This is a genomic window from Streptomyces sp. NPDC058701, assembly GCF_042715295.1.
Lineage (GTDB): Bacteria > Actinomycetota > Actinomycetes > Streptomycetales > Streptomycetaceae > Streptomyces.
Window position 1 is genome coordinate 196,280 of sequence record NZ_JBHXSY010000013.1, and the last position, 12,625, is coordinate 208,904.

Below are 12,625 nucleotides of genomic sequence, written 5' to 3' on the forward strand. Positions count from 1 at the left end.
GCGCGGGGTCCTCGCATGCTTCGGAGCGGTACCGACCCCGGATGTGGACCACGGCCCGAGTCCACTCCAACGGCTCAGCGGCCGCCGCCGCCGGTCCGACGTCCTATGCGGTGCCGGTGGTGCAAGCCGCCCCGGCAGCTCCGCCGCCGCCTGCGCCGGAGCCATCCGTCGCGCCGGACCGGCCCAGGGCCTCGCCGGTCAATGCGAAGGACAGGACGAGCCCGGAGCCGCCGGCGCGCGCGCCGGTGAGCGCGACACCCGCCGGGAGGTCGTCCAGACGGACGGTGCGGGGCGCGAGCCGGTCGGCGAAGGCGGAGGCGCCCGGCAGGGAGGACACCCGGTCCACGGGTATGTCCCGGCCGAACACCCCGATGCTGGCGGGCGTGACGGTCAGGGTGTCGGGCGTCGTCGACAGGGTCGTCTTCACGGTGACGGGCAGGCCCAGGTCCCCGGCGGACCCGGAGAGGACGAGGTTCCGCCCGTCCGACCCCACGGTCATCCCGGCGGCCGCGCCACCCGCTTCGCCTCCGAGGCGTTCCCGCAGCGCGCTGTAGGGGACCGTGGCCTCGGCGGTGCCGCCCGCGCCCGCGCCGTCGCGGGTCACGTCCTTCAGGACGGCCTCGACGTTCACGTCGGTGCCCTGCCGCCGGACCCCCTCCGCCTTGACGCGCACGGTTCCGACGCTTCCGGCGAGGGCCCGCAGTCCGGCGAACGTGCTGTCCAGTTCCGCGGTGACCGCACCCGTCGCGTGGAGGCGGCAGCTCGCGGCCGACACGACGCGCTCCTCGACCCGGTCGCGGACCACGAGGTCGGTTGCGGTGGCGGCGACCGCCGTCGCGGCGAGGCAGGCGGCGGTGATGGCGAGCGTCTTGCGGCGGGGCTTCACGGTGCGGGGCGTGGTGCGGGGCTTCACGGTGCGGGAGTTCCGTTCCGGGCGAGGATGGCGAAGGCTTTGGGCAGGAGCGGGGCCGCGTCCGCGGCGGTGCCGGCCTCGCGGCGGGCCCGCTGGGTGCGCAGTACGGCGCGGGCCGCCGAGAGCGCGGAACAGGCGACCACCATGGCGTGGAGGTCGGCGTCGGGCATGTCGGCGGGGAGCCGGCGCAGTACCAGGAGGCTCAGCCGGTCCTCGAACTCCGCGAACGCCCGGGTCAGCCGGATCCTGATCAGCTCCTGGCTCTCGGTGCCCGCCAGCGAGTGGGTCAGTCCCGTCAGGGTGCTCTGCGCGAACGGGACCGCGGCCTCCGTGAGGGCTCGGCACACCGCTTCCAGGGGGTCCTCGTCCAGCGGCCGCGCGGTCAGCGCCGCCTCGACGAAGGCGAACAGCTCCGCGCTGTCCGGCAGCAGAAGGGACTCCTTGCTCTCGAAGTAGCGGAAGAACGTGCGCTCCGACACGTTCGCCGCCGCCGCGATGTCGGTGACCGTGGTACCCGCGAAACCGCGCTCGGCGAAGAGCGCGGCGGCGCACGCCCGCAGGGTGCGGCGGGTCTGCTCCTTCTTGCGTTCCCGCAGGCCGGGCAGGGCGTTCTCGGGTGCCATGGCGTACACCCTCACCCAGGGTGGCAGGCATGTCAATTGGCAGTTACTGCCACATGACCTGGGGACTCTCGGTGGCCCCGCCACCAGTGGGGCTGGGCCGCGCCCCGCCGGGCCCGAGGGAGCCGGTGCCGATCGAGTCCCACGTGCCGACGATGGTGTTCGCCCTCACCAGCTGGTGGCCGCCGCGGCGGCTCCACCGCGTCGTGCCGTACGTCACGGTGTGGGCCCGGGCCCCGCCAGGAGGGCGTAGGCCGTCTGCGAGATCAGGGCGTCCGTCACCGGCGACGCGATGCCCGCGATGCCCGAGCGCATCAGCGCGCTGCCTTCGAGCAGGGCGATGAACGCCTCCGCCCGTGCGCGCCGTTCCGGCTCCGGCAGGTCGGGCAGGTGCAGCCGGACCTGCTCGGCCACCAGGTCCGCGTAGCGCCCGTAGAAGGCCCGGACGGCCGCGGCGACGGCCTCGTCCCGCGCGGCCAGGGCCCACAGCTCGACGAACACCCGGACCAGGCCGGGATCGTCCTGCTCGGCGAGGAGCAGGGTGATCACGCGCTCCAGCGGGACCGGCTCCGCGGCCACGTCCCCGCCGCCCAGGCCGGGGGCGACGTCCGCGAGGCGCTCCAGGGAGCGGCTCAGGAGGCGGGCGAGGACCGCGTCGAGGAGGCCGTCGCGCGTGGGGAAGTAGTACTGCAGGTGGCCGAGGCGCACCCCGGCGGCCTCGGCCACGGCGCGCAGGGACAGCGCGCCGTGGCCGCCACCGACGAGCGTGCGCTCGGCGGCGTCGAGGAGGGCGGCGCGCCGGGCGGCTCCTTTCGCCGTGCTCATGCGGCAGCTGCCGCGACGGGCCCGGCGGTGTCGCGCGCGGTGACCTCGACCCGTACGCCCGCTGCCTCCAGCGCCGCCAGCACGGTCTGCGGCAGCGGGTGGGATTCGGGGAAGGCGAGGCCGGTCCGCGCCGGGGCGCCGTCGGAGCCGAGGACCCTGCGCAGGCCGAGCAGGGCTCCGACGGCGGTGAGCCGGGCCTGGCCGTGCGGATCGGTGACGGTGGCCCGCAGGGCCCCGAGGGGCCCCTCGACGTCGATGCGCAGGGCGGCGGTGCCACCGCCCCCGGGGGCGTACAGCAGGCGTCGCCGGACCGGACGCCACCGCTCGCCGCGGGCGCGCCGGAAGAAGCCGATGCGGCCCAGGCCGACCAGGGTGGAGGTGGCGGCGGCGCTGCTGAAGCCGATGCGGGTCGTCACGGTACGGGCGCCGAGGGTCAGCGGCAGGGTGAACTGCTCGGGCGTGTCGATCCGGGCCACCTTGGTGCGGTGGTCGCCGATGGTCAGCGTCCGCGCGCCGCTGAGCGGGGCGACACTCCTGGAGAGTCCGCCCTCGCGCACCTCGAAGTCCACGCCGAGGCGGTCCATGAACTCCACCGAGTCGGCTCCGGCGCGGTCGGCCAGGTCGTAGCGCACGGAGGTCTCCACGCTGTCGGCCCCGCCGAGGCGCTCCGCGAGGGCGGCGGCGACCAGTGGCACCACGCCGCCCATCCAGCCCGAGGAGAGCAGTACCGGCGCGCCCGGGCCCGCGTCGGGCCGGCCGACCGAGGCGAGCGCGGCCGCGCGCTGCACGCGGGACGTCCAGCGCGTCACGTCCACATACGGGACCCCGCCGGCGAGGGCGGCGCGCAGCACCCGGTCGTCCGGATCGTTGACGACGCCCACCACGGCCCGCACCGCGGCGCGGAACGGCTCCGGGTCGCCGAGGTCCCAGCGCCGCGCCTCGGCGCCGAGTTCACGGCACAGGTCCACGGCCCCGGCGGGCGAGCGGCCCGTGAGCAGGAGGGGCCACTGCCGGGCCGCCATGCGGGCCAGTTCCGCGCCCACCGTTCCGTACCCGCCGACGAGGAGCACCGGTCCGGCGGGGTCGTGCACCAGCTGATCGTTGTCCATGGGGGAGACTATAGGTCACTCGACCTAGAAAAGGTCTAGCGACTCCGGCGGCCGTCCCCGAGGCCCGCCGACCTGCGGTCCGGCCCGCGGGAGACGGCGGGGCAGGCGGAGCGGTTCGTGTAAACCCCCCTGAACGGACGGGTCCTGGCCGGGCCCGAACTCCTTGACGCCCCCGCGGCGCTGACGAATACTCGCAAGCGCCCGCTCATATGGGCCCTATATCCGCATCTCGTGACAGTGGTTCCGAAGTGAGTGATATCCGGCGAACGGGATGAACGGCGGCCCCGGCCATGCCCCGCCTCTTCACCGGAAGGACGAAGCGAGGGGAAGCCGATGGACAGCAGGGGCAGCACAGTCGACGACCACGGTCCGTGTCCCGGCGACGACCGGCACGGCCACCCGCACGAACTGATCGGCCGGCTGCGCACGGCACTGGACGGCCTGGGCGGCCTCACCGAGGTACTGACGGCCATGGCCGCACCCTGTTGCGACGGCCACAGCGGCCCCGACCGCCCCGCCCACGGACCCGTCGCGGCCCACAGGCGCGGTCCGGGCGACGCGGGGGGAGCCGGGGGAGCGGGAGAAGCGGGCGGGGTCTTCGCCGAGTTGCGCGAGAGCGCGCGGTTCGAACTCCTGGAGGTCCGCCCCGCCCTGCCCGAGGGCTGCGCGTCCGGCACCCCGGCCCACCACCGGCTCATCGTCAGCGCCTCGGCGGCCGTGAGCCCCGGCGCCGCCGCACGGCTCAGCGCCGTGACCGGCAGAGGGACCCTCGTGCGCACCGCCGGGCTGCTGCCCCTGCACATCGCCGTTGCCGACCGGGAGAGCCTGGCCGTCGCGCTGGACCTGGGGCACGGGCTCACCGTCCTGCACACCGCGCGGACGCCCGGGACCGCCCGGAGCGTGGCCTGCCGGTTCCTGGAGGACTGGTGGCCCAGGGCGCGGCCCTGCGGGACCGGCCCCGGTCCCGCAGGGCGCCCTCACGGGTACGGAGGCCGCGGTCATCGAGGGGCTCGCGCAGGGCCTGACCGACGAGAGCGTCGCCCGCCGGGTCGGCGTCACCCCGCGGACGGTGCGCCGCCACGTCGCCGCGGTCTCCGAACGCTACGGCGCCACCTCGCGCCTCCAGCTCGGGCTGCTGCTCGGCCGGGTCCCGGAACGGCGGCCGGTCCCGGACGGGCGGGCGGAGCCCGGTGGCGCGGCCGGCGGCCCCTCCCCTGTGGGGGCCGCCGTGCCGCACCCGGCTCAGGGGTAGGGCAGCGGGTTCGCGTTCAGGTCCCGGACCGCGAGCGGCCGTGCACTTCGGCCGCCTCGAAGGGGAGTCGGCCCGGCCGTAACGGGGGCTGCCGACCCCGCCGCCCGCGAAGCAGTCGTAGCGGCGCAGCCGGCCGTCCCGCTCGATCGCCGTGAGCGCCGGGTACGCGTGCGGGTCCAGGTCGTACGGGGAGAACCCGATCTCCCCGTGCTGCCGACCCCGCGTCTCCGTCAGCCGCCGCAGCGGGCGGTTCTCCAGCGAGCGGTCCACCACCAGCACCCCCGTGCATCAGGGCGTCCCGCCCGCTGATGTGGCTGACCAGGCCACCGCCCGGCGAGCCCCACCACGGCGGCCCGGTGGTGCTGGACCGGCTTCCGGGCGGGCAGTGGCCGGGACAACACCAGCCGCTCGGTGCGACGGTCGCGCCGCCGAGAAGTACGTCTCCTCGACCTTGTCGATGATCCGGAACATGGGACACCTCCTCTCCGGTTCGGCGGCCCCGGCCCCGACCCGGGCTCGGGCCGACGCCGGCGGACACCTCGAACCTAGGGAGCCGCCGGGCACCGGACAATGCCGCGGCGCCGTCCTGAACCGGCCATGACCGCCGGCGGACGGCGCCGGCGGGTCCGGTGCGGGCCGCTCAGCCCTCGTCGAGCCGGTCCTCGCGGACCCGGGAGGCGAGGTCGATCTTCGTGTACGCGGGGCGCCCCGCCCGCTGGTACTTGTCCTTGACCCGGTCGAGGTAGTACTTGGCCGTGTGCGGGCTGATGCCGGCCCGCCGCGCGGTGCTCTTGAGGGTGAGTCCCGAGGCGTAGCCGAGGAGCACCTCGCGCTCCTTGGGGGACAGCGCGGGCCGGCCGGGCGCCGAGTCGTGGGCCCAGGCGAACGCGAGTTCCGCGGAATGGGCCGTCCCGCCGGCCGCCACCTCCTCCACCGCCGTCACCAGCGTCTCCAGATCGTGGTCCTTGGTGAGGTACCCGGCCGCGCCGGCGGCCACCGCGGCGATGACCCCGGCCCGGTCCGCGACCGTGCTGATGACCAGCACGCGGCACCCGGTCGCCCGCAGCCGCCGGATGTTGGCGGCGGGCTCCGAGCCGTCCTTCAACCGGAGGTCGAGCAGGACGACATCGGCCGGCGGCCCCCCGCCGGTGAGTTCCACCAGTTCGGCGACGGTGGCCGCCGTCGCGACGAGGTCGATCCCGGGCGCGGGGGCCAGCCAGGAACGCAGCCCGCCCAGCAGCATCCTGTCGTCGTCCACGACCGCGACCGACGTCACCCCGGCCACCGCAGCTCCACGACGGTGCCCTCGCCGGGCGTGCTGTCCACCTCCGCGAAGCCGCCCGCCTCCCGCATCCGGGCGTGCACGGACCGCGCCAGGCCCACGTGGCCGGCCGCGACCGCCCCCGGAGCGAAGCCCGCCCCCCGGTCGACCACGGTCACCAGGACCCCGTCGCCGTGCCGGGCCGCGGTGAGGAAGGCGCGGCCGGTCCGGGCGTGCCGCTGGACGTTGTTGAGCGCCTCGGCGACGGCGTCGGCGAGCGCCGACACGACATCGGGCGGCACGGACGGCAGGTCGTGGTAGCGCGCGGTCACCTTCAGCTCCAGGTCCTCCGCCGCCCGTACGGCGCCCTCCAGCGCCGCCGCCAGGCCCGGAGCGGGCCCCTCCTCCTCGGCGCTGCGCTGGATCAGTCGGCGCAGGTACGCCGCCTCCCGCGCGCACCGACTGCGCACCGGAGCGGAGTTGGCGTCGACGCCGCCGCGGGCGATGGTGGTCAGGGTGGCCAGCACCGTGTCGTGCAGGGCCCGGTGGTGGGCGATGCGCTCGGCGTACCGGACCCGGCCCGCCTCCGCCGTCACCGCGAGCTCGTTCGCCGCGTCGAGGAGGGTGCCCTGGCGGCGGACGTAGCGCCACAGCAGCCAGGTGATCGCCGCCGACGACAGGACGGCGTTGGTGTGCGCGCCGATGACGGCGATCCCGGCCCCCGTCATGCGGTACCCGACGACGTGGATCGCGGCGATGGCCAGGACCGCGGCGGCCGCGGGCCAGCGGGTGAGCCCGATGGCGGCCAGTCCGCTGGAGGAGCCGCCCAGCAGCATCGCCCAGCCGATCGCCGGTGTCTCCCGCATCCCCGCCCAGAAGTAGGCCGCGAACGGCAGCGCGCAGCCGACGAGGACCACGTCGGTGACCACGTGCGGCGCTCTCAGCCAGCCGTGCGAGCGCGCCGCGCCGAAGACGAGCACCGTGCATCCGACGGCCGTCGCCATGAGCAGCCAACCGACCGGACGGCCCCCCGACCGCCCGTGGGCCAGACCGACCAGTCCCACCGCCAGGTGGCTGATCCGGTACAGCCCCGTCGCCAGCAGGAGAAACGATTGCGCACGCTGGAGCCCCGAGCCGATCCCCACCTGATGTCCCTCCGCGACGGCCTGATGTCATCAGATCACCGGGATGTCCACCCACGCGCGCTCCTGGGCGAAACGAGGCGCCAAAACGGCGCTGAACGACCGGATTCGTGTCGACGGTGGCGCCCGGCGAAAGGATCGGCGCCAACCGCCCCGCGCGTGCGTCCCTGCGGCTGGATCCGGGAGGGACGGCCCGGGGGGTGTCCCGCACCGGTCGCCGAGCCGGGCGGACGCGTTCGCGTCAGTGCCCGGACGCCGGCCGGCAGCGCTGTACGGGCGTCGGGGGCGACGTCCGAGGCGTGGTGGGACGGGAGGGGCGACCCCGGTGCGCGGGCCCGGGACCGGGCGGCCGGTCCGACCGTCCCCGGCACCCCGTACCCGAGCCGGATCCCGGAGGCGCGCCGTGGAGCTCCCGCCCCGCCTCTCCGACCAGTCCGAAGTCCTCCGTCGCCGGCGACGGAGGCCACGCGGCGACCCGCTCGGCGCCGAACTCCGCCCGGGGGGCAGCGCGCACGGCCTCTGCCTCGGCCGGGTCCGGCAGGACGGCCGGGGACGAGGACACCCGTACGACGTCCGGATCGCGCGCGCAGGCCGACGCCGCGCACTCGGCGTGCACGATCCGCTTCACCGCCCGCGCAGCGCGTTCCGGGGTGGCCCCCCTCACCGCCCGTACCGTGAGCGCCGGTTCGGTCCGGTCCGCGATCACGCCGGCCCGCTCGCCCGCGGGGAACGCGCCGACCGTCACCGCCGCAGGTCGGCCGGAACGGTCTCCCGCGCCACCACCGCCTGGAGCCGCGTCACTGCGTGAGCGGCCGTCAGGACCCGGTCCACCGCCGGTCGGGGCGCGTCCGCGGGGCCGCCGCGGCCGTGCACCACGACCCGGTACGTCGCGTCCGCCGGGGGCATCGCCGCCGCGCCCGCCCTCCCCGTCCCCGTGCCCGTTCTCGCAGTCCTCCGGACGTGGAGGTTCATCCGGTGGGGGCGTCCCTCGCCAGATCGGTGGAGTGCGCGCGATGCCATGCGGCGAGGTCCGGGCCCGCGGAGCCGCCCTCGGGAACCCGGAACCCACCCGGTAGGGCGCGTGCCGGGCCTTCAGGAAGGCGCCGACGGCCGCGTCGCCGCGCCGCCGCACCTCCGGCCCGGCCTCCGGTGTGGCGGGGCGCAGCCGCAGCCGCAGCAGGACGTGCGGGCCCTCCCGCTCCCGTGGCAGGGAGGGCTCCGCCTCGCCGTACACGTGGGATGCCCCGCCGGGGTTCCGCCGCGCTTGCGCCGGGGCCCCGCGTCCACGGGCGGCGGAGCGCGGTTCATCCCGTGGTCATGCCCGCGTCACGTCTGCTTCGTGGCGGCTACCCGCAAGTAGCCCAGGGTGGTGGCGATGCTTGGAGGTGCGGCCGCGTTCCCCTCCCGACGCGCGCGGCCGGCCCCTGAGTCCGTCCCACGAGCAGGAGGCAACATGAGTGTGACCCCGGGCAGGAAGACGACGATCGCCGCCGTGGCGGTGGTCGCGGCCCTCACCGTGATCGCCGGTCCCGCGTACGCGCGTACGGACCACGGTGCCGCACCGTCGATGCCCGCGGTGCCCGCCGCCGTCGAGACCCCCTCCCTCTTCGACGACGAGGCGGGCGGCAACGCGAACGCGGACGACCCGGCGATCTGGCGCAACGCGCACGACCCCGACCGCAGCCTGGTGATCGCCACCGCCAAGGAGGGCGGCCTGCGCGTGTACGACCTCGACGGGCGGCAGGTGCAGTCCCTGCCCGCGCCGCCACCGCCGCGGGAGGGCGACAAGCCCGGGCGCTTCAACAACGTCGACCTGATCACCGGCCTCCGCTTCCCCGACGGCCGCCACGACGTGGCCGTCGTCTCCGACCGGGGCCGCGACCAGCTGCGCGTGTACCGCATCGAACCCGGGCGGCCCGCCGGCCCCCTGGTCGACGTGACGGACGCGACGGCCGCGCCGCACGTGTTCTCCACCGGGCAGGACGAGGTCAACGAGCAGCACACCGCCTACGGCCTCGCCGCCTACACCGACCGCCGTACGGGCCGGTCCTTCGCCGTCGCCAGCCGACGGGGCGCCACCGCCCTCGCGCTCGCCGAGCTCACGCCGACCGCCCGCGGCACGGTGGGCTACCGCACGATCCGCACCGTCACGCTGCCCTCCGCCTTCGCCCTGCCGGACGGCACGCGGTGGTCTCCCTGCGACGAACCGGGCGAGCTCCCCCAGGTCGAGGGCATGGTCGTCGACCCCGACACCGGCGAGCTGTACGCGGGCCAGGAGGACGTCGGCATCTGGAAGCTCGACGCCGACCTGCGGTCCCCGGCCCGGCTGATCGAGAAGGTCCGCTCCTACGGGGTCCCCGGCACCTGGAACCCGGAGACCGAAGAGTGCGACGCGGGCGCCGACCCCGGCTTCGGCGGGCGGCACATCAGCGCCGACGTGGAAGGCCTCACCATCTGGCGCGACCCGCGCCACCCCGGGCGCGGCGGCTACCTGCTCGCGTCCAGCCAGGGGGACGACACCTTCGCCGCCTTCGACCGAGACCGCGGCAACGCGTTCGTCAGCGGCTTCCGCGTCGCCGCGGGCACGAGGCCCGGAGCGCCCGACGGCTCCGAGGAGAGCGACGGCGCCGCCGTCACCAGCGCGCCGCTGGGAACGAAGTTCCCCCGGGGTCTGCTGGTCGTCCAGGACGGGGCCAACACCCCCGCAGCCTCCGGGCCCGGCGGAGAGGCACGCACCGACACGAACTTCAAGTTCGTCGACCTGGGAGTCCTCGCGCGCGCCGCGCGCCTGTGATCCGGCACGGTTCGCCCGCCCGGCCCCGCGGACGGAGACTGGGAGGGGACGGGGCTCGCCCGACGGGAGACGACCATGGCCAGGCACCACCAGTTCAGTGTCGACCGGGCGGGCCACTCGGTGACCGTGACCGTGCACGGCGACCACCCCCATGTGATCGAGCTGCTCGTCGACGGCAAGGAGCTCGACCGCCGCGCGGCGCGCACGGGCAGCTGGATCCTGGACGCCGAACTGGCCACCGACCCTCCGACACCCCTGCGCGTACGGGTCCACCTGCCCCATACGGCGAGCACCCCCCGCTGCACCCTGGAGATGGACGGCAGGGAAGAGGCCATGCCCCAGCGATCGTGAAAACGGAGTCGTGAAACGACCGTGAACGCGGTGCGGCGGACGTGAAGCAGGCGGTTGAAATCCGACGCGCACTCCGTCGGATCCCGGCCGCCTGTTTCACGTCCGCCCGCGTCCCTGCCGGAGGGCGCTTGGGGCTCAGGCCCGGATGAAATCGAGCAGGTCGGCGTTGAAGGCCTGCTCGAAGTCACCCGTCAGGCCGTGCGGCGCCCCGGGGTACACCTTGAGAACGGAATCCTTGACCAGGGTGGCGGACTTCCGCGCGGCCGCGCCGATCGGCACGATCTGGTCGTCATCGCCGTGGGCGATGAGGGTCGGGACGTCGATGCGCCCCAGGTCCTCGGTGAAGTCGGTCGCGGAGAACTGGGCGACGCAGTCGTACGCGGCCTTGAGCCCGGCCTGCATGCCCATCAGCCAGAAGGCGTCGCGCGCGCCCTGCGACACGTTCGAGCCGGACCGGTTCGCACCGTAGAAGGGCTCGCTCAGCGTCCGGTAGAACTCCGAACGGTCCTGGCGCACTCCCTCGCGGATGCCGTCGAACACCTCCAGGGGCAGACCGTCCGGGTTGGCCTCCGTCCGCAGCATCAGCGGCGGCACCGCGCCGAGCAGCACGACCTTGGCGACGCGCCCCGTCCCGTGGCGGCCGATGTACCGGGCGACCTCGCCCCCGCCGGTCGAGTGGCCCACGAGCACCGCGTCCCGGAGGTCGAGGTGCTCGATCAGCTCCGCAAGGTCGTCGGCGTACGTGTCCATGTCGTTGCCCTGCCAGGGCTGCGCGGATCGGCCGTGCCCGCGCCGGTCGTGGGCGACGGCGCGGAAGCCGTTCTCGGCGACCAGGCGGAGCTGGCCGTCCCAGGCGTCGGCGTTGAGCGGCCAGCCGTGGCTGAAGACGACGGGCCGGCCCTGACCCCAGTCCTTGTAGAAGAGGTCGGTGCCGTCGCTGGTGGTGAAGGTGGTCATGGGAACGTCCTCAGGTCGGTTCGGGGCGGTGGTCGGACGGGGCGGCACACGAACGCCGGGTACTGCCGACGGCTTCCGGCCGGCCGCGTTCGATGGTCGGCTCGCGCCCCGGGCCGGGCAACTCGGCGAACCCCCCGCCGCGGGCACCCGTACCCGTGCTTCCCGTGGGCCGCGCGGGCGGCCGGAGCGCTCGGAGCCGGTAACCCGCCCGGCGCCGTGCGGCCGTCCGGGCGAGTACGGCGCCCGTCCCGCGAGGGCCCCCGAGGGGGATCCCCGGCCGGGCCGGGGAAGCGGGTGTGACGCCACGTCCTACGGCGACCCCAGGGAGCGCGGCCGGCTCCTGCGTGCCCCTGCGTGCACGGGCACTTGCCTCAGACGGCACAGCCGGGCCGCGCGCCGGCCGGGAACCGGCGCCGTGCGTTCTCCCGTCGCCTCGCTGTCCCGCTACCTCGTCGCCTCGCTGCCCCGGTGGGCCGCCGGGGCGTCCGCCGAACTGGAGGGCGATCTCGCCGTCCAGCTGCGCAACCTGGAACGCGCGGCGGGCGTACGGCGAACCGTTTGAACGCTGCGTTCCGCGCTTATCAATATCTGTTGCCGTGGAGTGAGATATGGACACGACGCGCCAGGAGTATTTCTTCCACAACATGCCGAGCCGAATGATTCACCGTGCACGCACCCTCCCGTCGTGCTACTGTCGATCTCAGTTGCAGTTGTGGTTCCCAAAAACTTCAAGTGCCCTCACCGGTGTTCTGCTCCGGTGGGAGCACTTCTGTATTTCCGGTCATTTTTCCGGGTGGGGCAATCATCGCGGCGACACGGAGACCGCACGGTGTGGTTTCCGGGTACTGCCCCAAAGGAGAATTGACATGGCATCTGGCACCGTGAAGTGGTTCAACGCCGAAAAGGGTTTCGGTTTCATCGAGCAGGACGGCGGCGGCGCTGACGTCTTCGCCCACTACTCGAACATCGCCGCCCAGGGCTTCCGTGAGCTTCAGGAAGGCCAGAAGGTGAACTTCGACATCGCGCAGGGCCAGAAGGGCCCGACGGCCGAGAACATCGTTCCCGCCTGACGCTGACGCGTATACGCAGCTGGGGCCCGCACCTTGGGGTGCGGGCCCCAGCTCGTCGCGTTTCCGGGCGTAGTTTTCCCCCGGGCGGCACGGCGCGACCCGACCCGTTCGGGATGTCCCGCCGCACGGTCCGCCCGACCCGGGCTCCGGATTTCAGATCCGTCAGAGCCCTCGCAGTCTGCGCCCCGGATTCCACGTCCGCGGTGCACCACTGATTTCAGTGCCCGATCCTGTCCGCGGCCATTGCCGCCGGACGGATCCGTTTTCGCTTTCGTATTCATTCGGCTCGTTCTCGCGAATCTCCCTTCGGGATTCCTCGATACGTGCCGCA

13 protein-coding genes are annotated in these 12,625 nt (G+C 74.7%); 5 read left to right on the forward strand and 8 right to left on the reverse strand.

Annotated features, from left to right (window positions below; translation table 11 throughout):
- Window positions 1-103: 103 nt before the first annotated feature.
- The 4 genes from ACFWW8_RS17140 to ACFWW8_RS17155 form a co-directional block, all read right to left on the reverse strand.
- A complete protein-coding gene (locus tag ACFWW8_RS17140; protein WP_386529501.1) occupies window positions 104-913 on the reverse strand; it encodes an LmeA family phospholipid-binding protein in 810 nt (269 codons plus the stop codon).
- Complete coding sequence (locus ACFWW8_RS17145) at window positions 910-1,536, reverse strand: TetR/AcrR family transcriptional regulator (RefSeq protein ID WP_386529504.1); 627 nt, start codon at window positions 1,534-1,536, stop codon at window positions 910-912. The genes ACFWW8_RS17140 and ACFWW8_RS17145 overlap by 4 nt, the downstream gene beginning before the upstream one ends.
- Before the next feature lie 213 nt (window positions 1,537-1,749).
- On the reverse strand, window positions 1,750-2,358 hold the full coding sequence (locus tag ACFWW8_RS17150; RefSeq protein ID WP_386529507.1) for a TetR/AcrR family transcriptional regulator: 609 nt from the start codon (window positions 2,356-2,358) through the stop codon (window positions 1,750-1,752).
- Entirely contained in the window at window positions 2,355-3,467 is a 1,113-nt protein-coding gene (locus ACFWW8_RS17155) for a saccharopine dehydrogenase (protein ID WP_386529510.1), read from the reverse strand. The genes ACFWW8_RS17150 and ACFWW8_RS17155 overlap by 4 nt, the downstream gene beginning before the upstream one ends.
- Before the next feature lie 808 nt (window positions 3,468-4,275).
- On the opposite strand from ACFWW8_RS17155, the gene ACFWW8_RS17160 reads away from it, so the two are divergent.
- A complete protein-coding gene (locus ACFWW8_RS17160; protein WP_386529513.1) occupies window positions 4,276-4,719 on the forward strand; it encodes a helix-turn-helix transcriptional regulator in 444 nt (147 codons plus the stop codon).
- 640 nt (window positions 4,720-5,359) lie between these two features.
- Here ACFWW8_RS17160 and ACFWW8_RS17165 read toward each other — a convergent pair.
- The 3 genes from ACFWW8_RS17165 to ACFWW8_RS17175 all read right to left on the reverse strand — a co-directional run bounded on the left by ACFWW8_RS17165 (window position 5,360) and on the right by ACFWW8_RS17175 (window position 8,028).
- Window positions 5,360-6,004, reverse strand: a complete 645-nt coding sequence (locus ACFWW8_RS17165; RefSeq protein ID WP_386529516.1) for a response regulator — start codon at window positions 6,002-6,004, stop codon at window positions 5,360-5,362.
- Window positions 5,992-7,125 (reverse strand): sensor histidine kinase, encoded by a 1,134-nt coding sequence (locus tag ACFWW8_RS17170; protein WP_386529519.1) that lies wholly within the window; start codon window positions 7,123-7,125, stop codon window positions 5,992-5,994. The genes ACFWW8_RS17165 and ACFWW8_RS17170 overlap by 13 nt, the downstream gene beginning before the upstream one ends.
- Before the next feature lie 738 nt (window positions 7,126-7,863).
- Complete coding sequence (locus ACFWW8_RS17175) at window positions 7,864-8,028, reverse strand: hypothetical protein (protein WP_386529521.1); 165 nt, start codon at window positions 8,026-8,028, stop codon at window positions 7,864-7,866.
- Window positions 8,029-8,575: 547 nt separating this feature from the next.
- On the opposite strand from ACFWW8_RS17175, the gene ACFWW8_RS17180 reads away from it, so the two are divergent.
- Complete coding sequence (locus ACFWW8_RS17180) at window positions 8,576-9,916, forward strand: phytase (protein ID WP_386529524.1); 1,341 nt, start codon at window positions 8,576-8,578, stop codon at window positions 9,914-9,916.
- A 75-nt stretch (window positions 9,917-9,991) separates the two neighbouring features.
- A complete protein-coding gene (locus tag ACFWW8_RS17185) occupies window positions 9,992-10,267 on the forward strand; it encodes a hypothetical protein (protein WP_386529527.1) in 276 nt (91 codons plus the stop codon).
- Window positions 10,268-10,402: 135 nt separating this feature from the next.
- Here ACFWW8_RS17185 and ACFWW8_RS17190 read toward each other — a convergent pair whose 3' ends face one another.
- Window positions 10,403-11,224: an alpha/beta fold hydrolase gene (locus tag ACFWW8_RS17190; protein WP_386529530.1), complete on the reverse strand. Its 822-nt coding sequence runs from the start codon at window positions 11,222-11,224 to the stop codon at window positions 10,403-10,405.
- Window positions 11,225-11,639: 415 nt separating this feature from the next.
- On the opposite strand from ACFWW8_RS17190, the gene ACFWW8_RS17195 reads away from it, so the two are divergent.
- Together ACFWW8_RS17195 and ACFWW8_RS17200 are read left to right on the forward strand one after the other, a co-directional pair.
- The gene (locus ACFWW8_RS17195) at window positions 11,640-11,786 is read left to right on the forward strand and encodes a hypothetical protein (protein ID WP_386529533.1); all 147 of its coding nucleotides are present in this window, start codon (window positions 11,640-11,642) and stop codon (window positions 11,784-11,786) included.
- Between the two features lie 304 nt (window positions 11,787-12,090).
- On the forward strand, window positions 12,091-12,294 hold the full coding sequence (locus tag ACFWW8_RS17200) for a cold-shock protein (RefSeq protein WP_014047008.1): 204 nt from the start codon (window positions 12,091-12,093) through the stop codon (window positions 12,292-12,294).
- Window positions 12,295-12,625 lie beyond the last annotated feature (331 nt).

Bases quoted from the DNA above. Each gene is read 5' to 3' on its own strand.
- ACFWW8_RS17175 (WP_386529521.1), bottom strand. From the start codon at position 8,028: ATGCCCCCGGCGGACGCGACGTACCGGGTCGTGGTGCACGGCCGCGGC.
- ACFWW8_RS17190 (WP_386529530.1), bottom strand. From the start codon at position 11,224: ATGACCACCTTCACCACCAGCGACGGCACCGACCTCTTCTACAAGGAC.
- ACFWW8_RS17145 (WP_386529504.1), bottom strand. From the start codon at position 1,536: ATGGCACCCGAGAACGCCCTGCCCGGCCTGCGGGAACGCAAGAAGGAG.
- ACFWW8_RS17180 (WP_386529524.1), top strand. From the start codon at position 8,576: ATGAGTGTGACCCCGGGCAGGAAGACGACGATCGCCGCCGTGGCGGTG.
- ACFWW8_RS17200 (WP_014047008.1), top strand. From the start codon at position 12,091: ATGGCATCTGGCACCGTGAAGTGGTTCAACGCCGAAAAGGGTTTCGGT.
- ACFWW8_RS17150 (WP_386529507.1), bottom strand. From the start codon at position 2,358: ATGAGCACGGCGAAAGGAGCCGCCCGGCGCGCCGCCCTCCTCGACGCC.
- ACFWW8_RS17185 (WP_386529527.1), top strand. From the start codon at position 9,992: ATGGCCAGGCACCACCAGTTCAGTGTCGACCGGGCGGGCCACTCGGTG.
- ACFWW8_RS17155 (WP_386529510.1), bottom strand. From the start codon at position 3,467: ATGGACAACGATCAGCTGGTGCACGACCCCGCCGGACCGGTGCTCCTC.